At 66.5% G+C, this 26436-nt stretch carries 21 protein-coding genes; 11 read left to right on the top strand and 10 right to left on the bottom strand.

Annotated features, from left to right (window positions below):
* Positions 1 to 384: 384 nt before the first annotated feature.
* Positions 385 to 1527 carry a DUF2827 domain-containing protein gene (locus tag E9536_RS17375; RefSeq protein WP_091924508.1) on the bottom strand — a complete coding sequence of 381 codons (1143 nt, stop codon included), beginning with the start codon at positions 1525 to 1527 and terminating at the stop codon, positions 385 to 387.
* Positions 1528 to 1842: 315 nt separating this feature from the next.
* On the opposite strand from E9536_RS17375, the gene E9536_RS17370 reads away from it, so the two are divergent.
* Positions 1843 to 2541, top strand: coding sequence for a class I SAM-dependent methyltransferase (locus tag E9536_RS17370; protein WP_136470270.1), 699 nt, complete (start codon positions 1843 to 1845; stop codon positions 2539 to 2541).
* 100 nt (positions 2542 to 2641) lie between these two features.
* Here the strand turns inward: E9536_RS17370 and E9536_RS17365 are convergent, their stop codons facing one another.
* From E9536_RS17365 to E9536_RS17340, 6 genes are all read right to left on the bottom strand, one after another.
* Entirely contained in the window at positions 2642 to 4756 is a 2115-nt protein-coding gene (locus E9536_RS17365; protein WP_060193989.1) for a phospholipase C, phosphocholine-specific, read from the bottom strand.
* A 42-nt stretch (positions 4757 to 4798) separates the two neighbouring features.
* Entirely contained in the window at positions 4799 to 5002 is a 204-nt protein-coding gene (locus E9536_RS17360) for a hypothetical protein (protein ID WP_021163021.1), read from the bottom strand.
* 320 nt (positions 5003 to 5322) lie between these two features.
* Positions 5323 to 7320, bottom strand: a complete 1998-nt coding sequence (locus E9536_RS17355; RefSeq protein ID WP_136470269.1) for an acetyl/propionyl/methylcrotonyl-CoA carboxylase subunit alpha — start codon at positions 7318 to 7320, stop codon at positions 5323 to 5325.
* Between the two features lie 36 nt (positions 7321 to 7356).
* Positions 7357 to 8142 carry an enoyl-CoA hydratase/isomerase family protein gene (locus E9536_RS17350; protein ID WP_059697092.1) on the bottom strand — a complete coding sequence of 262 codons (786 nt, stop codon included), beginning with the start codon at positions 8140 to 8142 and terminating at the stop codon, positions 7357 to 7359.
* A 19-nt stretch (positions 8143 to 8161) separates the two neighbouring features.
* The gene (locus tag E9536_RS17345) at positions 8162 to 9769 is read right to left on the bottom strand and encodes a carboxyl transferase domain-containing protein (RefSeq protein WP_027790577.1); all 1608 of its coding nucleotides are present in this window, start codon (positions 9767 to 9769) and stop codon (positions 8162 to 8164) included.
* A 31-nt stretch (positions 9770 to 9800) separates the two neighbouring features.
* Positions 9801 to 10982 (bottom strand): isovaleryl-CoA dehydrogenase, encoded by a 1182-nt coding sequence (locus E9536_RS17340; RefSeq protein WP_136470268.1) that lies wholly within the window; start codon positions 10980 to 10982, stop codon positions 9801 to 9803.
* 170 nt (positions 10983 to 11152) lie between these two features.
* Between E9536_RS17340 and E9536_RS17335 the strand changes: the two genes are divergently transcribed.
* A complete protein-coding gene (locus E9536_RS17335; RefSeq protein WP_048025455.1) occupies positions 11153 to 11899 on the top strand; it encodes a TetR/AcrR family transcriptional regulator in 747 nt (248 codons plus the stop codon).
* A 53-nt stretch (positions 11900 to 11952) separates the two neighbouring features.
* Here E9536_RS17335 and E9536_RS17330 read toward each other — a convergent pair whose 3' ends face one another.
* A complete protein-coding gene (locus E9536_RS17330; protein ID WP_136470267.1) occupies positions 11953 to 12441 on the bottom strand; it encodes a MarR family winged helix-turn-helix transcriptional regulator in 489 nt (162 codons plus the stop codon).
* A 199-nt stretch (positions 12442 to 12640) separates the two neighbouring features.
* Here E9536_RS17330 and E9536_RS17325 point away from each other — a divergent pair, with 199 nt between their 5' ends.
* From E9536_RS17325 to E9536_RS17305, 5 genes are all read left to right on the top strand, one after another.
* Positions 12641 to 13720 carry an aromatic ring-hydroxylating dioxygenase subunit alpha gene (locus E9536_RS17325; RefSeq protein ID WP_136470266.1) on the top strand — a complete coding sequence of 360 codons (1080 nt, stop codon included), beginning with the start codon at positions 12641 to 12643 and terminating at the stop codon, positions 13718 to 13720.
* Entirely contained in the window at positions 13717 to 14682 is a 966-nt protein-coding gene (locus E9536_RS17320; protein ID WP_136470265.1) for a PDR/VanB family oxidoreductase, read from the top strand. Before E9536_RS17325 ends, E9536_RS17320 begins: the two co-directional genes overlap by 4 nt.
* A 64-nt stretch (positions 14683 to 14746) precedes the next feature.
* Positions 14747 to 15802: a Rieske 2Fe-2S domain-containing protein gene (locus E9536_RS17315; RefSeq protein ID WP_060170545.1), complete on the top strand. Its 1056-nt coding sequence runs from the start codon at positions 14747 to 14749 to the stop codon at positions 15800 to 15802.
* Between the two features lie 154 nt (positions 15803 to 15956).
* Positions 15957 to 17300 (top strand): MFS transporter, encoded by a 1344-nt coding sequence (locus tag E9536_RS17310; protein ID WP_136470264.1) that lies wholly within the window; start codon positions 15957 to 15959, stop codon positions 17298 to 17300.
* Positions 17301 to 17401: 101 nt separating this feature from the next.
* The gene (locus E9536_RS17305) at positions 17402 to 18508 is read left to right on the top strand and encodes a porin (protein WP_059697086.1); all 1107 of its coding nucleotides are present in this window, start codon (positions 17402 to 17404) and stop codon (positions 18506 to 18508) included.
* 22 nt (positions 18509 to 18530) lie between these two features.
* Here the strand turns inward: E9536_RS17305 and E9536_RS17300 are convergent, their stop codons facing one another.
* The gene (locus E9536_RS17300; protein WP_060193994.1) at positions 18531 to 18977 is read right to left on the bottom strand and encodes a hypothetical protein; all 447 of its coding nucleotides are present in this window, start codon (positions 18975 to 18977) and stop codon (positions 18531 to 18533) included.
* A 397-nt stretch (positions 18978 to 19374) separates the two neighbouring features.
* Between E9536_RS17300 and E9536_RS17295 the strand changes: the two genes are divergently transcribed.
* Both E9536_RS17295 and E9536_RS17290 read left to right on the top strand, forming a co-directional pair.
* On the top strand, positions 19375 to 21543 hold the full coding sequence (locus E9536_RS17295) for a TonB-dependent siderophore receptor (protein ID WP_136470263.1): 2169 nt from the start codon (positions 19375 to 19377) through the stop codon (positions 21541 to 21543).
* Positions 21544 to 22055: 512 nt separating this feature from the next.
* Complete coding sequence (locus tag E9536_RS17290; protein ID WP_136470262.1) at positions 22056 to 23258, top strand: multidrug effflux MFS transporter; 1203 nt, start codon at positions 22056 to 22058, stop codon at positions 23256 to 23258.
* A gap of 33 nt (positions 23259 to 23291) precedes the next feature.
* Here E9536_RS17290 and E9536_RS17285 read toward each other — a convergent pair whose 3' ends face one another.
* Positions 23292 to 24167, bottom strand: a complete 876-nt coding sequence (locus E9536_RS17285) for a LysR family transcriptional regulator (RefSeq protein ID WP_059697083.1) — start codon at positions 24165 to 24167, stop codon at positions 23292 to 23294.
* Between the two features lie 384 nt (positions 24168 to 24551).
* On the opposite strand from E9536_RS17285, the gene E9536_RS17280 reads away from it, so the two are divergent.
* Together E9536_RS17280 and E9536_RS17275 are read left to right on the top strand one after the other, a co-directional pair.
* Entirely contained in the window at positions 24552 to 25343 is a 792-nt protein-coding gene (locus tag E9536_RS17280) for a transcriptional initiation protein Tat (RefSeq protein WP_136470261.1), read from the top strand.
* Positions 25344 to 25351: 8 nt separating this feature from the next.
* Positions 25352 to 26416, top strand: a complete 1065-nt coding sequence (locus E9536_RS17275; protein ID WP_136470260.1) for a substrate-binding domain-containing protein — start codon at positions 25352 to 25354, stop codon at positions 26414 to 26416.
* Positions 26417 to 26436 lie beyond the last annotated feature (20 nt).

Genomic DNA, 26436 nt, shown 5'->3' with positions numbered 1-26436 from the left:
CGTGAAGGCTGGCGGCCCGGCTTGCGCATCGCCGCAAATCGGCTGCCGCACGTCATTCGATCATCGCAGCGCTCAATTTTCCCGTTTCAAACGAATTATTAAATTTCTAAACAGAATCGAACAACCGTTAATCGATAATATCAATTTAAATCATATGATGATTATCGATCAAACCATTTTTAACAATCTTAAATACTTGTTAACCTATAAAATGATTTCCGACGGACTTCCCTCGGAGCCGTCAAATTCGTGCCTTCGAAAACCGTCGAACCGATCGGGTTCGGCGGTTTCTTTTTTAACGGCATTATTTCGTCAGACATTAGGGCGGGACAATCCCGATGGCGGGCCGCGGCGCAACGTGTGCGCCGCGAGAAAAATCGGGCCTTATGCAGCCGATGCGCCGACCAGGTTCGCGAGCAGGGTGTCGTATTCGGCAATGAGCGCGGGATTCGCCGACGTATAGCGGCTCAGGATGTCGCGCTGGCGCCGCGTGTACGCTTCCCAGTCGTCATCGTGCGTATGCAGCGCGCGCAGCAGCGCATCGGCGCCCTGCTGCACGTCGTTGTCCGGATAGTAGTAGCCGAGATCGGGCGCGAGGCTCGCGTTGTGCACGAGCGGATAGCCCTGCCAGCACACGTCGAAATAGAAATAGTTGAGCGGGTTCGACCATTGGTGCGACACGACGATATCGGTCAGGTCGGCCAGGAACAGCGGCGTATCGAAGCGCCCGACGAAACTCGCCTTGCCCGCGCGCACGATGTCCAGGTAGTTCATCAGCATCACGAACTCGGGGCTGTCGTGCGCGAGGCGATCGGCGTTCGTCACGTGCGTGAAGCAGATCGCATCCGGATCGCGGCGATACGCTTCGTCGATGATCAGCATCGGATACACGCAGAACTTCACGACGTCGTGGTTCGGCTCCATCACCGTCAGCCGCTTGCCCGGCTCGCTGCGCGGCCGGTATTCGCCGCGCTCCGGCAGCGACTGCGCGCGCGCGCTCAGGAACATCGGGTCCCACACGAACGGCACGACGCGCCCGGGGCAGCGGCGCAGCGACTGCAGGAACGGCAGCGACGACGGCGCAATCTGCGGAATCGCCCACACCTCGTCGTAGCCGCGGTTGATGAACAGCGAATCCCACAGCCGGCGGCCGAACAGCATCGACTCCATCGCGTTGATGTACTCGACGCCGCAGCAGTAACTGACGAGCTTCGCGCCGCGCGCCTTCAGGTAGGCCGTCTGCTCGCCGTCGATCTGCCCGCCCAACTCGATCACCACGTCGAGCGCATCCTTCATCTCGGCGAATGCGCGCGTGTCGTACACGCTGCGATCCCACGGCAATGCATCGGTGAGCGGTACGTCGGTGGTGTTGACCAGCGTCACGCGGTAGCCGTGCGGCGACGCCATCAGCAGCTTCGCGAGAAACAGCGCGTTCTGCTTGATGCCGTTGATCCACAGGCTTTCGTCAGGGGCACGCAGTCCGATCGTGATACCGATGCGCAGGCCGTTCAGGACAGGGGATGTCATCGTCGGCGGGATGGGAAGTTGGATGGAGATGGAATGGATGCAGTGTAGCGCGCGAAGCGCCGCCCGCGTCAAGCGGCGCACGCCGCCGGCAACCCGGCATTCTAGCGGAGTGCCCGCCGCATACTGTCAGGGATGGTCAGCGCCGGGCAGGCACGCGCAAGTCCGCGAGACGGTTGTGCGATACTCGTGCGACCCGCCGCGCCACCCGGGTTGCCGCACGGTGTCGGCATCCAGGGTGGACAGAAAACGACCTCGCAGCAACGCTGTGACATCGCTACGATCAATTTTTCAAACCAGCCTTGACGGGAGGTCAAAGTGGAACAGATCGGGTATTCGTGGCCAACCTTCGATCAACTCACGCAGCATCTGGTCAAGTCGATCAACCCGGGCAGGATTCTGGATGTCGGGGCCGGGGGCGGGAAATACGGGCGCCTGCTCAGGAAGATCGTGCCCGATTGCCGTTTCACGGCGCTGGAATGTGATGAAGAGACCTATCCGTTCCTGATCGAGAACGGCTACGACGACATCATTTCCGGCGTCAGCGACACGCTGTACGAACGATCCGGCGACTCGTACGACACGATCATCCTGGGCGATGTCATCGAGCACATGCGCCACTCCCACGGTCGCGATCTGCTGGAGTTTCTCAACTATCGATCGCGATACATCATCATCTCGACCCCCGAGTGCATGCCGATGAGCAGCGCATCGTACTTCGAGAGCCACAACTCCGTGTGGCGGCCCGATTCATTCATGTGGCATGACTTCTGGGCCCATCAGCAATGCGGGATCATGCACTTCTACTTGCTCAGGGGGCACCTCGACTGGAACGCACCGCGCCTCGATTCTCTCGTGAACTCCGCAAATGCTTCGAGCCTGTTCAATACGCGCGCCAGCAACGAACACGAGGCCGCCGACGAAAAAATGCGCCAGCCGGTCAACCTGACGCTCCATGATTCCCGGTACCTGGAAAAACTCGATGGCGATCAATACGCAGTTTTTCGCCCCATCTGATTTCGCGCACCTGACTGAAAAAGGCGCCGCGCGGCGCCTTTTTCGTTTCTGACATGCGCTCGTCGCGTGCCGGCGCGGAGCCGGCACGCATGGATTGCCGTCAGATCGCCGCAGTCGTCGGCGCCACGGCGGCCGGGTCGGTGATGCTGGCCTTGCCGGTTTCGACGTGCCCCGCGATGCGGCGCGTCCAGCCGGCGTTCCCGGCCACCGCGAACTGCAGGTCGTACCAGTGGCTGCTGCACGACAGATCCCAGTGCGCTTCGACGCGCTGCCCCGCCGGAACCGTCAACGTGCGCGGTGCGCCGCCGTACGCGACATCGGTCGCCGTGACCGTGAGCGTGCCGGTGCCCGCGTTGGCGATCGTCACGTACACGTCACCGTTGGCCGTGTCGTAACACGGCGTGATTTCAGGCTTCGCGCCGGCATCCGCGGCGGCCGATCCGGCGAAGCGCCGGAAATAGCCGTTCGGCCCCCACACGCTCACCAGGTAGTTGCCGCTCGCATCGAGCGCCCACGTGTCGGTCAGCTGCTTGCCCGCTTCGACCGTGTAGCGGCGCGGCATCGCGGTGGGGTCACCTGTATAGACCCAGAAATGCGCGCCCTGCGTGCCGGTGTTCGCGAACGTCAGCGCGTAGCCTTGCGCCTGGAGCTGGCCGGTCACGTGCAATTCGTACGGCAGAGCACGCGCCGGCCGCGTGCCGGGCTCCTGTGCCGTCACGACCTGCTGCGCGGTGCTGGCCGGTGCGGTCTGCGACGACGCGCGCGAACACTGCAGGTCCGCCTGCGCGACATACGCCTGCGTGCTCGGCAGGGTCGGCAGCGTCGCATCCGATTTCGAGAAATCGAGCGCCGACGTCAGGTCGCCGCAGATCGCGCGACGCCACGGCGAGATGTTCGTTTCCATCACGCCGAAGCGCTTCTCGATGAATTGCAGCACCGACGTGTGATCGAATACCTGCGAGCACACGAAGCCGCCCTTCGACCACGGCGAGACCACGAACATCGGCACGCGCGGGCCGAGGCCGTACGGCAGGTTGTCGGCCGTGTACGTACCCGTCTGCGTCGAGGTCACGACGTTGTGCCGCTCGAGCGACACGTCCACGGTGCTCATGCCGGAGCCCGGCAGCGTCGGTGCCGACGGCGGCACGACGTGATCGAAGAAGCCGTCGTTCTCGTCGTACATGACGAGCAGGACGGTCTTGCTCCATACGTCCGGATTCGACGTCAGCGCATCGAGAATGGTCGACAGGTAATACGCGCCGTAGAGCGGCGTGAACTTCGGATGCTCCGAATACGCGGCGGGCGGCAGCAGCCACGATACCTGCGGCAGCGCGTTCGCCTGCACGTCGGCCTTCAGCTGCGTGATCGGGCGCGTGCTCATCCCGCGCGTCTGCAGCGACGAACCGGCCGGCGCATTCACGAAGTTGTTGAAGCACGCGAGCATGTTCGTGCCGTAGTTGCCGGTGAAGTTGTCGAACCCGGTGCCCTGCTGGTAGATCTGCCACGAGATGCCCGCTTTCTCGAGGCGCTCCGGATAAGTCGTCCAGCTGAAGGGCGGCAACTTGATCTTGTCGAACTGGTTGTCGATGTAGTCGGTGTTGTCGAGCAGCGGGCCGCCGCCCGTGCCGAGCGGGTCGACCATGCCCGTCATCAGGTACATGCGGTTCGGGTGCGTGTTGCCCGGGATCGAGCAGAAGTAGTTGTCGCACACCGTGAACGCATCCGCGAGCGCGTAGTGGAACGGGATGTCGTCGCGAACGTGGTAGCCCATCGTCATGTTGGACTTCTGCACCGCCCACTGGTCGGCTCGGCCGTTGTCGATCGCGCCGTGCGTCGTCGCCCACGTATGCGGCAGGCCGCCGATGCACTGCGCGTTGACGCCCGGATCGGTCGTGTCGTAGCGGAACGGCGCGATCACGCTCGTCTTGTCTTCCTGCCGCGGCTGGAACCACACCGGCTTGCCGTTCGGCAGCGTGACCGGGAAGCGGTCGTTGTAGCCGCGCACGCCGCTCAGGTGACCGAGGTAGTGGTCGAACGAGCGGTTTTCCTGCATGAACACGACGATGTGCTGCACATCCTGGATCGTGCCCGTCACGGTATTCGGCTCGATCGCCAGCGCCTTGCGGATCGATTCGGGAAGCAGTGCGGTGGCGGCGGTCGCGCCGGCGAGGCCGGCGGAGAACTTCAGAAAATCGCGTCGCGAATGGGTGGCCATGCTGGTTGCTCTTGATTGGATTTCTGGTGGAAACAGCCGGGATCAGGAAGCGGGCGAGGAAGCAGGCGCGGTGAAACCGGGCGGGCAGTGCATCTGCGCGGTGGCGACCACGCCGCCGCCGCAGGCGGCCTTCTGCTGCGCCACAGGTGCGGCGGGTGCGGTCAGGTCGTCGTTGCAGGCACCGAGGAGTGCGGTCAGCGCGATCAGGCCAACGACCGCGAAAGGCCGTAGGGCCGACTTTCGCATAACGTCTCTCCGTGGATGTGACGACCTGACACAGGCGCGGGTGCGCACCGGTCGTGTCGACGGCGAGATGCTAATTATCACGTGTTACACGATGGTGTCGTGCAAGGAGGCGCGCCGCGTGCACGCAAGGGGCGCACATGCCGCGACGGAGGGGATAACGAGAGGTTGACGTAATGCAATCGAAAGATTCGCATTGCTTCGTTTTTGCCGAAGCGGTCGAAGCGAATCTGTCGTGGTGTCGGTCGTGGAGCGCATCACGACGCCTGTCTTACGGGCCGGCAGCCGCGGCAGCCGGCCCGCATACGCGAAGCTGGCGCCGCTCAGCCTTCCGCCATCATCAGCAACTGCGCGCCATCCGAAACCTGGTCGCCGACACCGTACAGCACTTCCGCGACGACACCCGCGCTCGGCGCGCCGATCGTGTGCTCCATCTTCATCGCTTCCATCACGATCAGCGGCGTGCCCGCTTCGACCTTCTGGCCCGGCTCGACCAGCACCGCGATCACCTTGCCGGGCATCGGCGCGGTCAGGCGGCCCCCGCCCTGCTCCGCGTCACCCGCATGCGCGAGCAGGTTGCGCCATTCGAACGTCTCGGCCGCGCCTTGCGAGAACACGTGGAAGGTGTCGCCGTCCGCATACACGCGGCCGCTGCTGCGCACGCCGCCGAGCGTCACGTCGAAATCGAGCGGCGTGGCGCCACGTGTCCACGTGAACGGTTGCGCGGCCGCGCCGCCGGTCGCGAGGCGCGCGACAGCGCCGTCGTCCTCGTACGTGACCGTCACGTCCGCTTCGCGCTCGGCCGCATGCCAGTCGAGCGTGCGGCGATAGCCGCCGTTCAGCCGCCAGTCCGGCAGCGCGCCCCACGGCGACGAACCCTGCGCGGCCGCGCCGCGTTCGCGCACGAACAGCGCCGCGCATGCGAGCGCGAGCATCGCGCGCGGCGGCTCTTGCGGCGCGAACAGCGCATCGTGATTGCGCTCGATCAGGCCCGTGTCGAGATCGGCCGTCGCGAACGGCTCGCACGCGACGATCCGCTGCAGGAACGCGGCATTCGTGTGCAGGCCGACCACTTCGCATGCACGCAGCGCGCGCAGCATCAGCCCCAGCGCTTCCGCACGGTCCGCGCCGTGGACGATCAGCTTCGCGATCATCGGATCGTAGAACGGCGTGATCGCATCGCCTTCGCGCACGCCGCTGTCGACGCGCACCGATGCGCCGATCGCGAACTCGACGCCTGCCGGCAGCCGCAGGTGCTTCAGCGTGCCCGTGGACGGCAGGAAGCCGCGCGCCGGGTTCTCCGCATAAAGGCGCGCCTCGAGCGCGTGACCCTGCACGCGCAGTTCGTCCTGCTGAAGCGGCAGCGGCTCGCCGGATGCGACACGCAGTTGCCATTCGACGAGATCGAGCCCGGTGACCATCTCGGTGACCGGATGCTCGACCTGCAGGCGCGTGTTCATTTCCATGAAGTAGAACGCGTCGCCCGTCATGATGAATTCGACGGTGCCCGCGCCGACATAACCGACCGCGCGCGCGGCCGCGACGGCCGCTTCGCCCATCGCACGGCGCACGTCGTCGGGCAGGCCCGGCGCCGGCGCTTCCTCGAGCACCTTCTGGTGACGGCGCTGCACCGAGCAGTCGCGGTCGAACAGGTACACGGTATTGCCGTGCGTGTCGCCGAACACCTGCACCTCGACGTGACGCGGGCGCGTCAGGTATTTCTCGATCAGCACGCGGTCGTTGCCGAAGCTGCTCGCGGCTTCGCGCTGGCACGACGCGAGCGCCGCGGGGAAATCGTCGGAGCGCTCGACCACGCGCATCCCCTTGCCGCCGCCGCCCGCGCTCGCCTTCAGCAGCACCGGGTAGCCGATCGCGTCGGCTTCGCGATGCAGGTTGGCCGCGTCCTGGTCGTCGCCGTGATAGCCGGGCACGAGCGGCACGGCGGCCGCGTGCATCAGCGCCTTCGCGGCCGCCTTCGAGCCCATTGCCGCGATCGCGTCGACCGGCGGCCCGATGAAGACGATGCCGGCCGCTTCGCACGCATGCGCGAAATCTTCGTTCTCCGACAGGAATCCGTAGCCGGGGTGGATCGCCTGCGCGCCGGTTGCACGCGCGGCTTCGATGATGCGCTCGATGCGCAGGTAGCTGTCCGCGGCGGCCGAGCCGCCGATGTGCACGGCTTCGTCGCACGCGGCCACGTGTTTCGCGTTCGCGTCCGCGTCGGAATAGACGGCGACGCTCGCGATCCCGAGACGTTTGCACGTCGCGGCGACGCGGCACGCGATTTCGCCGCGGTTGGCGATCAGAATCTTGTCGAACATGGCTTCGGTGTCGTCCGGAAAGTTAGGGGCACGCCGTCATTCACGCCACGAAGGCGTGCGTTTCTCGAGAAAGGACGCAATCCCTTCGCGCGCTTCCGCGCCGGCCCGGGTTCGCGCGATCCAGTCGGCGGTCTGCTCGATCAGCGTCGCGTCGAGCGCGCGGCCGGCCACGTCGGCGACGAGCCGCTTGCACGCGCGCACCGCGTCGGGGCCGTTCGCGACGAGCGTCGCGGCCAGCTTCGCGACGGTTTCGTCGAGCGCATCGGCCGGCACCGCTTCGTGAATGAAGCCGAGCGACGCCGCGCGCGCGCTGTCGAACACCTCGGCCGTCGTGAAGTAACGGCGCGCCGCGCGCTCGCCCATCGCGCGCACCACGTACGGCGCGATCGTCGCGGGGATCAGCCCGAGCCGCGCTTCCGACAGGCAGAACTTCACGCCGTCGGCGGCAATCGCGATGTCGGCCGCGGCCACCAGACCCACTCCGCCCGCGTAGGCATCGCCGTGCACCCGGGCGATCACCGGCTTGCCGCAGCGATGGATCGCCTCGAGCATGCGCGCGAGCTTGCGCGCATCGGCGCGGTTCTCGTCGTCCGAGTAACCGGCCATCTTCTTCATCCAGTTCAGGTCCGCGCCCGCGCAGAACGCGGCGCCTTCCGCAGCGAGCACGATCGCGCGCACGCCTTCATGCGCGTCGAGCCATTCGAACGCGGTGGTCAGCTCGGCGATCGTCGTCTCGTTGAACGCGTTGCGCACGTCGGGGCGCGCGAGCGTGACGGTCGCCACGCGGCCGGCTTCGCTTACCTTGATCGTTTCGTATCGCATCGGTCAGCCCTCCCGGCCGTTACATGCGGAACACGCCGAAGCGCGTGTCTTCGATCGGCGCGTTCATCGATGCGGCAAGGCCGAGCCCGAGCACGTCGCGCGTCTGCGCCGGGTCGATCACGCCGTCGTCCCACAGCCGCGCGCTCGCGTAATACGGATGGCCCTGGCGCTCGTACTGGTCGCGAATCGGCTGCTTGAACGCGTCCTCTTCCTCGGCGGACCACGAACCGCCCTTCGCCTCGATGCCGTCGCGGCGCACCGTCGCGAGCACCGAAGCGGCCTGCTCGCCGCCCATCACCGAGATCCGCGCGTTCGGCCACATCCACAGGAAGCGCGGGCCGAACGCGCGGCCGCACATCCCGTAGTTGCCGGCGCCGAACGAGCCGCCGATGATCACCGTGAACTTCGGCACCTTCGCGTTCGACACGGCGGTCACCATCTTCGCGCCGTGCCGCGCGATGCCTTCGTTCTCGTACTTGCGGCCGACCATGAAGCCCGTGATGTTCTGCAGGAACACGAGCGGAATCTTGCGCTGGCAGCACAGCTCGATGAAATGCGCGCCCTTCACCGCCGATTCGGAGAACAGGATGCCGTTGTTCGCGACGATCCCGACCGGGTGGCCCCAGATGTGCGCGAAACCGGTAACGAGCGTCGTGCCGTAGCGCGCCTTGAATTCGTCGAACTCCGAATCGTCGACGATGCGCGCGATCACCTCGCGCACGTCGAACGGCTTGCGCGTATCGACCGGGATCACGCCGTACAGGCTTTTCGCGTCGTAGCGCGGCGGCTTCGGCTCGCGCAGCGCGACCGGCGACGCGATCTTCGGCGCGAGATGATCGACGATGTTGCGCGCGATCGACAGCGCATGCGCGTCGTTCTGCGCGAGATGGTCGGCCACGCCCGACAGGCGCGTATGCACGTCGCCGCCGCCGAGATCCTCGGCGCTCACTTCCTCGCCGGTCGCGGCCTTCACGAGCGGCGGGCCGCCCAGGAAAATCGTGCCCTGCTCCTTCACGATGATCGACTCGTCGCTCATCGCCGGCACGTACGCGCCGCCCGCCGTGCACGAGCCCATCACGACGGCGATCTGCGCGATTCCCGCGGCCGACATCGTCGCCTGGTTGAAGAAGATGCGGCCGAAGTGGTCGCGATCGGGAAACACGTCGTCCTGGTTCGGCAGGTTCGCACCGCCGGAATCGACGAGGTACACGCACGGCAGCCGGTTTTCCGCGGCGATCTCCTGCGCGCGCACGTGCTTCTTCACGGTGACCGGGTAATAGGTGCCACCCTTGACCGTCGCGTCGTTGCACACGATCACGCACTCGCGGCCGGCGATCCGGCCGATCCCGGTGATGACGCCCGCGCCCGGTGCGTCGTCGTTGTACATGCCGTTCGCCGCGAGCTGCGAGAACTCGAGGAACGGCGCACCCGGATCGAGCAGTTGCGCGATGCGGTCGCGCGGCAGCAGCTTGCCGCGCGCCAGGTGCTTGTCGCGCGCGGCCTGGCCGCCGCCCTGCGCGAGCTGTTCGATCTTCGCGCGCAGATCGGCGACGACCGCCTCGAGCGCGGCGGCATTCGCGCGGAAGTCTTCCGAGCGCGGGTTCAGTTTCGATTCGATGATCGGCATCGACGGGGCTCCGTTCGCGTGACGTGGGGCGTTACATCGTTTCCGCGAACAGCTCGCGGCCGATCAGCATCCGGCGGATCTCGCTCGTGCCGGCGCCGATCTCGTACAGCTTCGCGTCGCGCCACAGGCGGCCGACCGGGTATTCGTTGATGTAGCCGTTGCCGCCGAGGATCTGGATCGCCTCGCCGGCCATCCACGTCGCCTTCTCGGCCGTATAGAGGATCACGCCCGCGCAGTCCTTGCGCACCTGGCGGATGTGGTCGCTGGCGGCCGAATCGAGGTGGCGGCCGACCGCGTACAGATACGCGCGGCACGCCTGGAACGTGGTGTACATGTCGGCGACCTTGCCCTGAATCAGCTGGAATTCGCCGATCGCCTGGCCGAACTGCTTGCGGTCGTGGATGTACGGCACCACCGCGTCGAGACACGCGGCCATGATGCCCGTCGGGCCGCCCGACAGCACGGCGCGCTCGTAGTCGAGGCCGCTCATCAGCACCTTCACGCCGCCGTTGAGCTGGCCGAGGATGTTTTCCTCCGGCACTTCGACGTCCTGGAACACCAGCTCGCCCGTGTGCGAGCCGCGCATGCCGAGCTTGTCGAGCTTCTGCGCGACCGAGAAGCCCTTCATCCCCTTCTCGACGATGAACGCGGTAATGCCGCGCGGGCCGGCTTCGAGGTCGGTCTTCGCGTAGACGACCAGCGTGTCGCAGTCGGGGCCGTTGGTGATCCACATCTTCGTGCCGTTCAGCACGTAGCGATCGCCGCGCTTGTCGGCGCGCAGCTTCATGCTGACGACGTCGGAGCCGGCATTCGGCTCGCTCATCGCGAGCGCACCGATGTGTTCGCCCGACACGAGCTTCGGCAGGTATTTCTGCTTTTGAGCCTCGGTGCCGTTGCGGTGGATCTGGTTCACGCACAGGTTCGAGTGCGCGCCGTACGACAGGCCGATCGACGCCGAGGCGCGCGAGATCTCCTCCATCGCGACCATGTGCGCGGTATAGCCCATGTTCGCGCCGCCGTATTCCTCGGCCACCGTCATGCCCAGCACGCCGAGATCGCCGAACTTCTTCCACAGATCCATCGGAAACTGGTCGGTGCGGTCGACCTCCGCCGCGCGCGGCGTGATTTCCTTCGCCGCGAACGTCGCGACGGCGTCGCGCAGCATCTCGATGTCTTCACCGAGCATGAATTGCACACCGGGCAGGTTGATCATGTCTCCTCCGTCTCCAGAAAGTGTGTGGCATCCACTGATTTCTGAGTTTCGCTCAAATCGAATGAATGCACCGATTCATTGACCAATACAGCGTAAATTTTGCACAGTTTCGCGCCTCGCCGGGTTCGGCGTCAATAGTTTTTTGAGTGACACTCAGATATCATGCCGAGATGACAGCCGCTACCGCCGACACCATGACCGCCACCGTCAAAGCCGATCGCGCCGACACGTCGCGCGCGCCCGCCGGGCGCAAATCCCAGCAACGCGTGCAGGACATCCTGCGCGCCGGCCGGGAAGTGTTCGCCGAAAAGGGTTACGAGCATGCGACGGCCGCCGAGATCGCGCAGCGCGTGGGCGTATCGGAGGCGACGGTGTTCAGTTACTTCCGCGGCAAGCGCGAGCTGTGCGCGCGCGTCATCGCGGATTGGTACGACGAAAACATCGCCGCGTTCGAGCAGGGGATGCCGCAGGACGCGTCGGTGCGGCAGCAGTTCGCGTTCATCGTGCGCACCCACCTGCGGCTGATGCTGGTGAACGGCACGGGCCTGTGTGCGCTGGTGCTTTCGGAAGGCCGCGCGAAGCAGCATGCGCTGAGCGACGAACTCACCGCGCTGCAGCGCCGCTACACCGCGCCGCTGATGGACGTGCTCGCGCGCGGCCAGGCAGCCGGGCAGGTACGTACCGACCTGCCGCTGAGCCTGCTGCGCTCGATGGTGTTCGGGCCGATCGAGCACGTGCTGTGGGATGCGATCCTCGGGCACCGCAAGCTCGACACGGAAACGACGGCCACGCAGCTCGTCGACATGCTGTGGGCCGCCGTGCAGCCGCCGGCGCCGGAACAGGCGGCGCTCGTGCGGTTCAGGAATGAAGTGGCGGAAGCCGTGCGGCGGCTGGAAGGGGAAGCGTCACGCCCGTGACGCGAGGGCGCGGCCCGGCGCACGTCGCATCGTGCGCCGCGCGTAACCGACCGCTACGAATCTTCGACGACGCGCAGCGGCGCGCGGCTCTGCTCGTTGTTCAAATGAACGAACTTGCGCAACAGGCGTACGAGTTCCTGCGAATCTTCCTCGCCCATCCCGTCGAACAGGCCGGCACGCAGCTCCTGCACTGACGGAATCAGGCGTGTGAGCAGTTCGACGCCCGTCGGTGTCAGCAGCAGGCGCCGCTGACGCCGCGGCAGCACTTCGCGAACGATCAATCCTTTCGCTTCGAGCCGGACCGCGAGGTCGGCCGTCGTCGACGTGTCGAGCGCCACCCGCTGCGCCAGCGTCACCTGATCGAGCCCCGGACACTCGTAGAGCATCCGCAGGACGGCGTACTGCACCGGTGTCACGTCCCGGCCCAGCTTCTCGTAGAACATCGCGACGGCAATCTGGTGCGCGCGCCGGATCAGGTGCCCCGGCTCGTCGTACAGGTCGAGCGGGAAAGCCGGCGCGTCGGCGGGATTCGTTTTTTCCATGAATGAGTCGATGACATAGGCGGCGCGCGCCGGTTGCGCACGCCGACGGCATGGCGCTGCCTCGCGCCATTTCCCGGGAAAACCAGTATACCGCTCGCCTTGCTCCGGCCAATCTCAATGCGTACACTGAATCTCATTCAGTACACGGAATGAAGAATTGCCGCATGTCAGCGGCACCGCCCCGAAGGAGACGACGAACGTGTTTCTCAAGAACGCTTGGTATGTGGCGTGCACGCCCGATGAAATCGACGGCAAGCCGCTGGGCCGCAAGATCTGCAACGAGTCGATGGTGTTTTACCGCGCGGCGGACGGCCGGGTCGCCGCGCTCGAGGACTTCTGCCCGCACCGCGGCGCGCCGCTGTCGTTGGGATTCGTGCGCGACGGCGTGCTCGTGTGCGGTTATCACGGGCTGGAAATGGGCTGCGACGGCAAGGCGTCCGGCATGCCGGGCCAGCGCGTCGGCGGCTTCCCGCCGATTCGCAGCTTCCCGGTGATCGAGCGGTACGGATTCGTCTGGGTCTGGCCGGGCAATGCGACGGAAGCCGATCCCGCCAAACTGCCCGCGCTGGCCTGGGCCGAAGACCCGGCCTGGGCGCACGGTGGCGGCCTCTATCACATCCGTTGCGATTACCGGCTGATGATCGACAACCTGATGGACCTCACGCACGAGACGTACGTGCATGCGTCGAGCATCGGCCAGAAGGAAATCGACGAAGCGCCGCCGAAGACGATCAGCCGCGGCGACGAAGTCGTCACGAGCCGCTTCATGGAGAACGTGATGCCGCCGCCGTTCTGGCGCATGGCGCTGCGCGGCAACGGGCTCGCCGACGACGTGCCGGTCGACCGCTGGCAGATCTGCCGCTTCACGCCGCCGAGCCACGTGATGATCGAAGTGGGCGTCGCCCATGCGGGCCACGGCGGCTACGACGCGCCGGCCGAGTTGAAGGCGTCGTCGATCGTGGTCGACTTCATCACGCCCGAGACGGACACCTCGATCTGGTATTTCTGGGGCATGGCGCGCAACTTCCGGCCCGACGATCACGCGCTGACCGCCGAAATCCGCGAAGGCCAGGGCAAGATCTTCGCCGAGGATCTCGAGATGCTCGAACGCCAGCAGCTCAACCTCGAGCAGTGGCCGGACCGCAAGCTGCTCAAACTCAACATCGACGCCGGCGGCGTGCTGTCGCGCAAGGTGATCGAACGGCTGCTCGCCGAAGAAAACGCGGCGAGCCCGCAACGGCCCGTGATTCCGGTCGCGCAGATCAAGGAGGCGTCATGAGCGCCGCGACCTTGACGGTCCGGGTGGCCCGCAAGTGGCAGGAAGCGCGCGACATCTGCGGTTTCGAATTCGTCAGCGACGACGGTTCGCCGTTGCCGGGCTTTGAAGCCGGCGCCCACATCGACGTGCATTTGCCGGGCGGGCTCGTGCGCCAGTACTCGCTGTGCAATCACCCGGAACATGCCGATCGTTATCAGATCGCCGTGCTGCGCGATGCCGACGGCCGCGGCGGGTCGCGCGCGATCCACGACGAAGTCCGGCAAGGCGATACCCTGCGGATCGGCATGCCGCGCAACCAGTTTCCGCTCGCCCCCGACGCTCCGCACCACCTGCTGCTCGCGGGCGGGATCGGCGTCACGCCGATCCTCAGCATGGCGGAACGGCTGTTCTCGTCCGGCACGCCGTTCGACATGCATTACTGCGCGCGCTCGACCGATCGCATGGCCTTCGTCGAGCGGATCAACGCGGCCGGATTTCACGATCGCGCCCGCCTCCACGTCGATGACGGCGTCCCCGAGCAACGCTTCGACCTCGCCGCCGTGCTCGCCGCCGCGCCCGCAGGCACGCACCTGTACGTATGCGGCCCGCGCGGCTTCATGGACGCAGTGCTGAACGCCGCGCGCGAGCGCAACTGGGCCGAAGCGCGGCTGCACTACGAGTTCTTCGGCGGCGCGGTTGCGTCGTCCGGCGCGGACCGTGCGTTCCAGGTTCGGATCGCGAGCAGCGGCATGGTGATCGACGTGCCGGCCGAATGCACGGTCATCGCGGCGCTGGCGGCGAACGGCGTCGACGTGCTGACGTCGTGCGAGCAAGGCGTATGCGGCACCTGTGCGACGCGTGTGCTCGAAGGCGAGCCCGATCATCGCGACTCGTATCTGACGGAAGCGGAACAGGCAGCCGGCGACCAGTTCATGCCGTGCTGCTCGCGATCGCGAAGCGACCTGCTGGTCCTCGATCTGTAGGTCTGCAAATCGGTAGACGGACCGCCCGACTCGCGGCGGCCAACCACAATACTGGAGACGATCAATGGAGCAACATGCCCGGGCACCGATCAATACTACTCAGTTCCCGGTCGACCGATGGTGGGTCGCCGCGCTGTCATCCGAACTGACGGACAAACCCGTCGCCCGCACGCTCCTCGGCCGCCCGGTCGTCCTGTTCCGGTTGCCGTCCGGGGAAGTCGGCGCGCTGGAGGATCGCTGCTGCCACAAGTCGCTGCCGTTGTCGTGCGGCTCGCTCGAATCGCGCGGCCTGCGCTGCGGCTATCACGGCCTGTTGTTCGACCGCGACGGCACGTGCGTGGAGATTCCCGGCCAGGACCGGATTCCGGCGAAGGCGTGCGTGTCGTCGTATCCGGTACGGGAACAGGACGCCATCGTGTGGATCTGGATCGGCGCCGACGCGCACGCTCAACCGACAAGCGCGCCGCCACGCTATGCGTTCCATGCCGATCCGCAATACCGGTTCGGCGGCGGCCACTACCACTACGACGCACCGTATCAACTGATTCACGACAACCTGATGGACCTGAGCCACCTCGGTTATGTCCATCTGAAAACGATTGGCGGCAACGCGGCGCTGCACATGGGTGCGGAAACCCGCGTCAGCAGCGACGGCGATACCGTGACGCTGGTTCGCCGGATGCCGGATTCCGACCCGCCGCCAACCTATACCGCTGCGTGGCCGTTCGCGGGCCGCGTCGATCGCTGGCAGGAAATCGAATTCCACGTGTCGCACATCCGGATCTGGACCGGCGCGATGGACGCCGGCACCGGCGACCTGCACGATCCGGCACGCGGCGGCTTTCACATGCGTGGCTTCCACGGCATCACGCCCGAGACGGAAACGACGACGCACTACTTCTGGACCGTCGCGACCAATCCGCAACACGACGTCGAGCGCGTCGCGCAAACGGTCATCGAGCAATCCGCGGCGACGTTCGACGAGGACAAGACCGTGATCGAAGCGCAGTACCGGAACCAGCTGCGGTTTCCTGGCGGCCGCCAGATCGACATTCACGTCGACGCGGGCCCCAATCGCGCGCGGCGCGTGATCGAGCGGCTGCTGCTCGAACCCGCTTAAGCATCGCGCCGCCCCGCCGACAACACCCGCCGGTCGCGACGGGCGCTCCGCGGGATGCCCCGTCGGCCCGTTCAATCGCTTTCGTCCCATTCGCCATCACCGGCTTCGATTTCATCCCATTTAATTAGTCATACTATTTACAAGGATCTTTGACGTGAGCGCAAACATCCGCAATACGATCGATGAATCCCCGATGAGCACGTTCCAGACGATGGCGGTCACCGCCTGCGTCGTGCTGAACATGCTCGACGGCTTCGACGTGCTGGCCATCGCGTTCGCCGCGCCGCACCTGGCGGCCGAGTGGAAACTGAGCGGCAAGGAAATCGGCCTGCTGCTGAGCGCCGGGCTGGCGGGCATGGGCATCGGCTCGGTGCTGATCGCGCCGCTCGCCGACCGCGTCGGCCGCCGCCGCATCATTCTGCTCTGCCTCGCGGTGATCTCGACCGGGATGCTCGCCTGCGCGGCCACGCACAGCACGCTTCAACTTGCCGTCACGCGTGCGTACACGGGGCTCGGCATCGGCGGCATGCTGGCGAGCCTGACCGTCATCAGCGGCGAATACGCATCGAACAAATGGCGCAGCGCCGCGATCGGCATGCAGTCGACCGGCTACGCGATCGGCGCGACCGGCGGCGGCGTCATCGCCGGCTACCTGCTGTCGACGTGGGGATGGCGCAGCGTGTTCGCGTTCGGCGGCATCCTGACCTTGCTGTCGATCCCGATGGTGCTCGCATTGCTGCCGGAATCGCTCGACTTCCTGCTGGCTCGGCGTCCGGACAACGCGCTGCAGAAAATCAACCGCATCCTCGCGAGAATGAAGCGCGCGCCGATCGACATGCTCCCGGCGGCGACTGCCTCCATCGACTCGGCGAACGCCGCGTCGAGCTGGACGGCCGTGCTGCGCGCGCCGCTGACGCGCCGCACGATCGCGCTGTGGATCGCATTCTTTCTCGTGATGGGCAGCTTCTACTTCGTCGTGAGCTGGACACCGAAGCTGCTGGTTCAGGCCGGGTTGTCGGCATCGCAGGGGGTCACCGGGGGCGTGCTGCTCAATCTCGGCGGCATTGCCGGCGCATCGCTCTTCAGCCTGCTGTCGACACGGTTCGGCCTCCGTAACCTGCTCGGCGCGACGCTGCTGCTCGGCGGCGTATTGATGGCCGTGTTCGGCGCGAACACCGGCTCGCTCGGGATCGGGATGACGGTCGGGGTATTCCTCGGCGCCGTGATCAATGCATGCGTGGCCGGCATGTACGCGCTGTCGCCGACACCGTATCCCGCCGAAATCCGCACGACCGGCATCGGCCTCGCGGTCGGCATCGGCCGCCTCGGCGCGATCCTGTCGCCGATGACGGTCGGTGCGCTGCTGGACGACGGCTGGTCCGTGTCCCATCTGTATCTCGCGTTCCTCGTGCCGATGGCCGGCGCGGCGATCGCCGTCGCCGTGGCGGGTACGCGCGCCGTGGCACCGCGCAGGCAACGCGACCCGGCGATGTCGTAACGCACGACGCCCGCAGCCTTGCCGATACCCGTCGGCACCCCGGATCGGATCGGGTCATAAAAATATCGATAAGCATATCTACATACTGTTTGGAGACAGCCATGAAAACGAAACTGGGTGCCGCACTCGCGACGGCGATGGCACTGACGCTGGCGCTGGCCAGACCGGCCTGCGCACAAAGCAGCATCACGCTGTACGGGATCATCGATACCGGCGTGTCCTACTACAACAACGCCGCACATGGCGGATCGTTCACGGGTATGCCGACACTGACCGGCGAAGTGCCGTCACGCTGGGGGTTGAGGGGCACGGAGGATCTCGGCGGCGGCTACCAGGCTTTCTTCGTGCTCGAGAACGGCTTCCAGCCCGGCACGGGCGCACTGAACTACGGGGGGCGCCTGTTCGGGCGACAGGCGAACGTAGGCGTGAACAGTCCGTTCGGCGCGCTGACCCTCGGCCGCCAGATGAACATGTCGATGATCGTGCTGACCAATGCGGACGTGATCGGCCCGTCGATTCACTCGATGGCGGATTTCGATTCCTATCTGCCGAACGCGCGCAGCGACAATGCGATCGGCTACAAGGGCACGTTCCACGGGGTGACGCTCGGCGCCACCTACAGCTTCGGCCGCGACGCGGCCGGACCGGCCGGGCCGTCGGCGACGGGCTGCGCCGGACAGGTGCCCGGCGACATCGTCGCTTGCCGCCAATACACGGCGATGCTCGCCTATGACGCGAGCAATTTCGGGCTCGCCGCGTCGCACGACGTGATGCGCGGCGGCGGCGGTGCGCTCGCGCCGCTGAACAATCCGGCGTACACCGACACGCGCGACATCGTCGCCGGCTACGTGAAGATCGGCCCCGCGAAACTGGGCGCCGGGTGGATCCGCCGCAACCTCGCGGCGGCCGAGCACCTGCAGGCCGATATCGTGTTCGCCGGCGGCACGTACTACGCGACGCCCTACCTCGCGCTCGACCTTCAGGGCGTCCGCTACCTTCAACGCCGGGAAAACAGCGAAGGCGGCACGAACGCGACGCTGCTCGTCGGTCGCGCGAACTATTTCCTGTCGAAGCGGACGACCGTCTATACGTCGGTGGGCTACATGTTCAACAGCACGCTGGCCGCGAACGCGGTCGCCGCGGGCGGGACGGTCGGCACCGGGATGAACCAGCTCGGCGTGATGGCCGGCATCCAGCAGAAGTTCTGAACGCCGGATGCGCGTGCGCCGGTCAGTTGGCGAGACGGCAGTGGGCCAGCTTCAGGCCCGGCAACACGGGCGCATCGATATAGCCTTCGTTCACGCAGCTGAAGCGAAACGCCGTCGACGTGACGAACGGCTTGATTTCGCCGCCGGGGAATTTCGGCTTCAGCGCATCCTGGTCGGCCACGTCGAAATGCGTATCGAACTGCTCGCCGTCGGCCGTCAGCGCGCCGAAGTAAGTGCCGCCCGGATCGCTGCCCATCCGGATCACGGCACCGACGAACGCGAGGCGCTTGCCGTCGTACTTCGACTTCGCCGCGGCCACGTCCTGCGTGTAGGCCTCGATCACGGCGCCGTAGTGCGCGTCGATCGCCGGGTCGGCATCGGAAGCCGCGCAAGCAGCCTGGTGAATGCCTGCCAGCAGCGCGCAGGCCGCAAGCGCGGCCGCCGCGAACGGCGCGGAAATCTTCTTCATGGGTGGTCTCCCGTCTAGCGTGGTGGTTGAAGTGATTGAAGCCCGGCGCAACGCCGGATGAATTCGCTTCCGTTGCTTTAATCGTTCGAATGGCGGATGACGGCTGCGATCACTTCATCGCCCGCGTGGTCGTGCGCGGTGCGTGGCGTCGCGCTGAACGCGACGTGACAGGAAGATGACATGGTGCGGCCCCCGGCTCTCTCGTTGAATTTCACTGCGTCTGATTTTGGCCGCTACGGTAGCAGACGGCCGCCAGCCCGGCAACCGACGCCCGAGCCCGACAATCATGCCATTACAATTGCAAACGATTCTCATTACATATATCATGCACGCCTTGGCCGTAACGAAACGCCGCGGCCCGCGACACGATCCTTAGCATTCCCTCCTGTATCGATTCATGCCATCCCGTCGAACGCCCCGCCGCGTCCGGACCCCGCGTCCGTGGCGCTCGAGCCTGCCTGCCCTGATTACCCTTTGCGTCGCAAGCGGCGCGCATGCGGCCAACACCGAAGCCGGTGCAACTGCATCGGCACCCGCAACGCCGGCCGGGAAAGAACTCCCCGCCATCAACGTCAACGCATCGTCGACCGTCGACCCGACCATCGGCTACCAGCCGCGCACCAGCAGCATCGCGGGCGGCAGCGACCGTCCGCTGAAGGAGATTCCGCAATCGGTCGCGGTGGTCAGCAGCAGCGTGATGCAGGACCAGCAGGCGCGTTCGCTCGACGACGTGCTCGGCAACATCAGCGGCGTGACGCAAACCAACACGCTCGGCGGCACGCGCGACGCGTTCATCAAGCGCGGCTTCGGGTCGAACAACGACGGCTCCGTGCTGGTCGACGGCGTGCGCACGCCGGTGCTGCACAGCTATCTCGCGACGATCGACCGCGTCGAGGTGCTGAAAGGCCCCGCTTCGCTGCTGTACGGGATGCAGGATCCCGGCGGCGTGATCAACCTCGTCACGCGCAAGCCGGAAGACACGTTCGGCGGCTCGATCTCCGCATCGCGCACGAGCCACGGCGGCAGCAACGCGCAGTTCGATCTCACGGGGCCGCTCGGCAAGCCGGGCCAGGTCGCGGGCGGCACGCTCGCGTTCCGGCTGACCGGCGAATACGACACGAGCCGCTACTGGCGCAGCTTCGGCCGCGAGCGCAACGCGCTGATCGCACCCGCGCTGTCGTGGCACGACGCGAACACGTCGATCGACGTCAGCTATCAGTACGTCGACTACACGATGCCGTTCGATCGCGGCACCGTGCTCGTGAACGGCCAGCTCGACGATGCGTTGCGCTATCGCCGCTACGAAGAAGCATGGTCGCAAAGCAGCGGCATCCAGGAAACGCTGCGGACGCGCATCGAGCATCGCTTCTCCGATGCATGGCGCGTGCGCGCGACCTACGGCTGGGGCCGCGACCGCTACGACCAAACCATCACCCGCGCCACCGCGTTCAACAGCAAGACCGGTGCGATGACGCGCTCGTCCGATGCGAACCTCGGCCGCAACGACTCCGACCAGATCGCGACGCTCGGCCTGCTCGGCAACGTGACGCTCGCCGGGATGAACCACGCGATCTACATCGGCGGCGAATACGAACGGCAGCGCAGCTTCCGCGGCGACACGATCCGCGGCAAGGCGACGACGGGCTTCAATCTCTACGATCCCGTGTACGGCCTGCTCGCGGCGGGCGGCACGCCCAACGCGAAGCAAAGCGATTCGCGCTCGGTCGTGCATGCGTATTCGACGATCGTGCAGGACTCGGTGAAGATCACCGACCGCCTCACCGCGGTGGGCGGGCTGCGCTGGGAAAACTGGCAGCAGGAATCGGGGATGGGCCGGCCGTTCGTGTTCGCCGACCGCTCGCGCGGCAGCGTCTGGCTGCCGCAGTTCGGGCTCGCCTACGCGCTCACGCCGGCGCTGACCGCCTACGCGAACGTGAGCCGCTCGTTCAAGCCGAACGTCGCATCGAACGTCGCCGCGCCGCTCGCGCCGGAATACGGCCGCGTGCTCGAGGCCGGGCTGAAGTTCAGCCTGAAGCCCGCGATCACCGGCACGCTCGCGGTCTACCAGATCGACAAGCGCAACGTCGCGGTCACGGTCGGCGACATCACGTCGACGATCGGCACCGCACGCTCGCGCGGGATCGAGCTCGACGTCGCCGGGCAGATCACGCGCCACCTGAGCGTGATCGGCAGCTATGCGTATACGAACGCGACCGATCGCGACAGCAACACCCCGCTCACGAACGTCGCGCGCCACACGGGCAGCCTGTTCGCCGTGTACGACACGGCCATCGCGAATCTGCCCGGCCGCTGGCGCTTCGGCGGCGGCGCGCGTCTCGTCGGCGCACGCTCCGGCGACACGGCGAACAGCTTCACGCTGCCCGGCTATGTGACCGTCGATGCCTTCGCAGCCTACGAAACGACGATCGGCAAGTTCCCGACGCGCTTCCAGCTCAACGTGAAGAACCTGCTCGACAAGACCTACTACCCGTCGAGCAACAGCAACCTGATCGTCGCGGTCGGCGAGCCGCGGCTCGTCACGCTGACGACGACGGTGTCGTTCTGATGGTCTGACGTTCTGATGGTCTGACGTTCCGATCGCCCGATGCGTGCATGGGCCGGCCCAAACGCGGCGGCCCATGCACCACGCCCGCATTCGCAGCCGCTCGCGACGCGTAGCGGCTCGCCCCTTGCTCCAAGTGAAGCATCCCTGTCGCTTCGCAAGCGGTCACCGCGACTCCGCGCGCGTTGTGCCGGGCAACCACCAACGACGCGGCGACGGAACATCGTCCGATCCGCCGGCGAAGCAGGAACGACAGCGAATCACCCCGTTGCTCGCCGCCCACACCGGCGCCGGATTCCGCTTGACTGCCGTCCCGCGCGGCACCCGACGCCACCATTCACACGCCTCCCCGGCACTCGCTTCACCGCCCGCAAAAATGCATCCGTGCGATGCAATTCCGCCCGCTCCCTTACCGCATCGCGCGCCGTATGATCGCCCCGGCTTTTTTCCACGGCGGCCCGATGCGCGTCTACCTCTCCATTCGCTCACGCGCTCCGCTCCAACCACCTGCGAACATGTCCAACCTCTCACTCATCCTCGTCGTCTCCATGCTGAGCGCCTTCGGCCTGATCGCGTCCGACGTCTATCTGCCCGCGATGCCGTCGATGGCCCACGCGTTTTCGATCGGCGCATGGCAGATGCCGCAGACGGTATCGGCTTACCTGATCGCGCTCGCCTGTGCGCAACTGGTCTACGGCCCCCTCTCCGATCGATGGGGGCGCAAACCCGTGCTGACGGCCGGCATCGTCCTGTACATCCTTGGCTCGATCGGCTGCGCGAGCGCCGGCGGCTTCGCGAGCTTTCTCGGATGGCGCGTGCTCGAAGCGCTCGGCGCGGCGTCCGGCCTCGTCATCGGTCGCGCGATCATCGCCGACACCTGCGACAAGAACGCATCCGCGAAGATCTACAGCATCGTGTATCCGCTCGTGTCGCTGTCTCCGGCAATCGCCCCCGCAATCGGCGGATATCTGGCTGCGTGGTTCGGGTGGCGAAGCGATTTCATTTTCGTCGCCGCATTCGGCGTCGTCGCGCTCGCGCTCGTTCAGTTGCGCCTGAAGGAAACCCGGCCGCCGGTCGCACCGGGGCAACATCGCGCCGCACCGCTGGCCGGCTTCACCGGCGTGCTCGCGGACCGGGCCTTCGTCCGCTACACGCTCGTCGTCTGCGCGATCTATTGCGCGTGGTTCGTCTACCTGACGCAGTCGCCGTTCATCTTCTCCGGCCTCGGTCTTTCGGAACGGCAAAGCGGCTGGCTCTATCTGCCGCTGACCGCCGGCATCGTTTCCGCCAACCTGATTGCGCGCCGCATGCTCGACCGGATGTCCTACGACTCGATCGTCGTGGCCGGCGTGGGCTGCTTCGTTGCCGGCGGCGTGGCGTTCGCCCTGTGCGAATCGTGGCACGTCAAAGGCGTCGTCGCGATCGTGATGCCGATGGTGCTCGTCAGCCTGTCGAATGGATCGTCGCTGTCGCTCGCGGTCTCGGGCGCCATCGCGAGCGAACACGGGCGCGCGGCAACGGCGTCGGGGCTGGTCGGCTTCTTCCAGATCGGCAGTGCGTCGCTCGCCGCCGCCGTGTCCGGCGGCCTGCTCGGCACCGGAAGCCACGTGCTGGCGACGGCCATCCCGTTCTTCGCGATCGTCGCGGCCATCGCGATCGTGCCGCGCTGGTGTGCCGCGCGGCGCACGCTCTCGATGCGCGACACGCTCCCCCGTTGAGCCCATGGCCCTGCACGGACGAGGCCCCGGCCGCTATCGATAACGGTCGAACGTAGCCGCGATCTCCGCGGTGACCGCCCGAACGCGCGCCGTCCGGTTCAGGTCGGTATGCGATACGAGCCAGACCTGATACGGCACGGCTCGCGTCCGGTCGGGCCAGATTCGCACGAGCGAATCGTCGTCTTGCGCCATATACGCGGGGAGTTCACCGATGCCGATACCCGAGCGGATCGACGCCGCCAGCATCAGGCTCGAACTCACCTGCGCCACGATGCGCCCGCGTTCCATCGACTCGCCGCACAGCGCGTGCCCCTGGTTCGACGTCGTGCCGGGCTGGTAGACGACCAGGTCGTGCCCTTCGAACGCGGCTCCGATCGCGGGCTCGCCATGCGCATCCAGATACTCGCGGCTCGCGAACAGCCCGACCTCCCATTCGGCGAGCTTCCGGCGCACGAGGTCGGGATTTTCCGGCATCACGGTGCGAATCGCGAGATCCGCATCGCGTCGCGTCAGGTTGAGCACCTGCACCGACGTCGTCAGGATCACGTGTATCGCCGGACATTTCCGGCGCAGTTCCCGTATCGCGGGAACGACGAAATCCATCGCGAGGGAATCGGTCGTCGTGACCCGGACCTCGCCTTCGAGGCGATCGTCCGAGCCCTGGACGCGACGCTCGAATTCGCACGCCGCCTGCTCCATCGCTTCCGCGGCCTGCAGCGAATGCTCGCCGACCTGCGTCACGACATAACCTGACGATGTCTTGAGAAACAGCTTCGCACCGAGCGCCTTCTCGAGTGCGGTCAACCGTCGCCCCACGGTGGCCTGATCGACGTCGAGAACGGCCGCGGCCTCGCGCAGCGTCCCGGTGCGATGAACGGCCAGAAAAACGCGGGCATCGTCCCAATTCATGAGTAACGTTCTCTCTCTCGGTAAGGCATGTGTGCATTCGCAGGAGGCGATTATACAAGTCGATCCTGTGCAGCCCGTTTCAGATAATCAGCCATCCATATCAAAAGGACGATCGATTCGCCGATCAAAACCGGAACCGTCCGCAGGAAGCCCCTCAACGACGGGCTCGCCGACCGAAGCCAAGTGGAATGACCGAACCGATGGTCGTTTCACCGATCGCCCCAACCCCGGCCGCCCAATCATCAGCCTCCCGAATATCTCCCATCCGATACCGCGATTTTCCGTACCGGACGCGCGCCGCTAGACTGGCTACGCATTCGCGACGCCGCAGCGCCGTACCGCAACGCGGCACGCCCCCACAAAAACGATTCCGGGAGATACCCCATGTCCGACCGGCACGCGCGCCGAGGCGCGCTCAAGACACTCGGCCTCGCGGCCGGCACCGCGCTGCTCGCCGCCGCGCGCCCCGCTCGCGCCGCCGCGCCCGAAACCGGCGCGCTGCTGCCCGGCGGCGCCACGCACCTCGCCGACCTCACGCGCCGCCTCGCGGCCGCGCCGCGGCGGCGCGACTTCAAGACGGTGCCGATGATCCTCGAACGCCCCGACCAGTGGGATCACGCGGCGCTCGCCGAACTGACCGGCTACCGCGGCGGCCCGAAGCAGGTGTGGGACAACACCGAGCTCGGCGGCCCGTGGCTGAACCTGATGCGCAATTCGCTGAACGCGCAGATCTGGTCGTACCGCCATCCGGATTTCCTCGTCGTATCGGCCACGCACGGCAGCGCGCATCTCGCGCTGTTCGACCAGGCCGCGTGGGACAAATACGGCCTCGCGAAATTCGCCGGCGCCGCCTTTCCGGCCAACACGCTGCTCGACGCGAAAGCCGCGCAATTGAAGGGCGCACAAAACCACGAGTCGCCCGACGGCGCGTTCTCGTCGCACGACAACAGCATCGCCGCGCTGCAGCAGCGCGGCGTCGTGTTCCTGTCGTGCCACAACGCGATCTGGGAACTGGCGGAGCGGCTCGTCGGCGCGAACGCGAATCCCGACAAGCTGCCGCTCGATGCGCTCGCGGCCGACCTGACCAACCACGTGATTCCGTCGGCAATCGTCACGCCGGGCGCGGTCGGCACGCTGCCCGAACTGCAGCAGGCCGGCTTCACGTACGCAAAATGAGCACCGCGATGACATCGATCCCCATGCAACCGCCATCACCGTTGCTCCGCCGTCGGCGCACGCTGCGCGCCGTGCTGGCCGCCTGGCTCTGCTGCGCATCGGCGCTGTCGCTCGCCGCGCCGGCCGGCCCCGCCGCGAACGTCTTCCCGCCCTGGCAGGACGGCCGCAACAACGACGCGACGCATCGCGGCCTCGAATTCACGGTGCCGCAGGTCGACGTGCTCGCCGATTTCCACGGCGACCTCACCGCGCCGAAGCTCGTGCTGTTCGTCGGCGGCAACTATTTCTTCGCGATGGCGCCGCTCGTCGCGAAGTTCGAGGAAGACCATCCCGAGTACCGCGGCCGCATCTACTGGGAGACGATCCCGCCCGGCCTGCTCGTGAAGCAGATCCAGGCGGGCGGCACGATCACCGTCGGCAACATGACGTGGACGGTCAAGCCGGACGCGTATTTCGCGGGGCTCGGCAAGATCGACGGCTTGATCGCGGACGGCACGCTCGTCGGCCCGGCCGTGCCCTACGTGACGAACCAGTTGACGATCATGGTGCGCGCCGGCAATCCGAAGCGCATCGCGTCGCTGAACGACCTCGCGCGGCCCGACGTGCAGCTTGCGATGCCCAATCCTGCATTCGAAGGCGTCGCGCGGCAGATCCGCGCGTCGCTCGTGAAGGCCGGCGGCAACGCGCTCGCGCGTACCGTCTACGACGACAAGGTGCGCGCCGGCACGACCGAGCTCACGCACATCCACCATCGGGAAACCGCGCTGTTCCTGATGCAGGGGCGCGCGGACGCGGGTGTGCTGTGGCAATCCGAGGCGGCGTTCCAGGAACAGGTCGGGCATCCGCTGATGCACATCGACATTCCGGCCGAGCAGAATACGACTGCGATCTATGCGGGCGCGATGGTGAAGGATGCGCCGCATCCGGAAGCCGCGCGCGCATGGCTCGCGTTCATCCGGTCGCCGGCAGCGTTCGGAATCTTCCAGCGCTACGGCTTCGGCCGATACGATGCGGCGACACCGCCGCAGCACCTCGCGCCGGCGCAGCAGGAGAAGCAGCCCGACGCGGGCTGACCGCGCGGCCGCGCCGGCTG

This window comes from Burkholderia sp. LS-044 (assembly GCF_004803625.1).
In the GTDB taxonomy this organism is placed as follows: Bacteria; Pseudomonadota; Gammaproteobacteria; order Burkholderiales; family Burkholderiaceae; genus Burkholderia; species Burkholderia cepacia.
Note: the sequence above shows the minus strand (reverse complement) of the source record. Positions and strands in the feature narration are given on the sequence as shown.

Bases quoted from the DNA above. Each gene is read 5' to 3' on its own strand.
- E9536_RS17375 (WP_091924508.1), bottom strand. From the start codon at position 1,527: ATGACATCCCCTGTCCTGAACGGCCTGCGCATCGGTATCACGATCGGA.
- E9536_RS17365 (WP_060193989.1), bottom strand. From the start codon at position 4,756: ATGGCCACCCATTCGCGACGCGATTTTCTGAAGTTCTCCGCCGGCCTC.
- E9536_RS17360 (WP_021163021.1), bottom strand. From the start codon at position 5,002: ATGCGAAAGTCGGCCCTACGGCCTTTCGCGGTCGTTGGCCTGATCGCG.
- E9536_RS17355 (WP_136470269.1), bottom strand. From the start codon at position 7,320: ATGTTCGACAAGATTCTGATCGCCAACCGCGGCGAAATCGCGTGCCGC.
- E9536_RS17350 (WP_059697092.1), bottom strand. From the start codon at position 8,142: ATGCGATACGAAACGATCAAGGTAAGCGAAGCCGGCCGCGTGGCGACC.
- E9536_RS17345 (WP_027790577.1), bottom strand. From the start codon at position 9,769: ATGCCGATCATCGAATCGAAACTGAACCCGCGCTCGGAAGACTTCCGC.
- E9536_RS17340 (WP_136470268.1), bottom strand. From the start codon at position 10,982: ATGATCAACCTGCCCGGTGTGCAATTCATGCTCGGTGAAGACATCGAG.
- E9536_RS17335 (WP_048025455.1), top strand. From the start codon at position 11,153: ATGACAGCCGCTACCGCCGACACCATGACCGCCACCGTCAAAGCCGAT.
- E9536_RS17330 (WP_136470267.1), bottom strand. From the start codon at position 12,441: ATGGAAAAAACGAATCCCGCCGACGCGCCGGCTTTCCCGCTCGACCTG.
- E9536_RS17320 (WP_136470265.1), top strand. From the start codon at position 13,717: ATGAGCGCCGCGACCTTGACGGTCCGGGTGGCCCGCAAGTGGCAGGAA.
- E9536_RS17315 (WP_060170545.1), top strand. From the start codon at position 14,747: ATGGAGCAACATGCCCGGGCACCGATCAATACTACTCAGTTCCCGGTC.
- E9536_RS17305 (WP_059697086.1), top strand. From the start codon at position 17,402: ATGAAAACGAAACTGGGTGCCGCACTCGCGACGGCGATGGCACTGACG.
- E9536_RS17300 (WP_060193994.1), bottom strand. From the start codon at position 18,977: ATGAAGAAGATTTCCGCGCCGTTCGCGGCGGCCGCGCTTGCGGCCTGC.
- E9536_RS17295 (WP_136470263.1), top strand. From the start codon at position 19,375: ATGCCATCCCGTCGAACGCCCCGCCGCGTCCGGACCCCGCGTCCGTGG.
- E9536_RS17290 (WP_136470262.1), top strand. From the start codon at position 22,056: ATGTCCAACCTCTCACTCATCCTCGTCGTCTCCATGCTGAGCGCCTTC.
- E9536_RS17285 (WP_059697083.1), bottom strand. From the start codon at position 24,167: ATGAATTGGGACGATGCCCGCGTTTTTCTGGCCGTTCATCGCACCGGG.
- E9536_RS17280 (WP_136470261.1), top strand. From the start codon at position 24,552: ATGTCCGACCGGCACGCGCGCCGAGGCGCGCTCAAGACACTCGGCCTC.
- E9536_RS17275 (WP_136470260.1), top strand. From the start codon at position 25,352: ATGACATCGATCCCCATGCAACCGCCATCACCGTTGCTCCGCCGTCGG.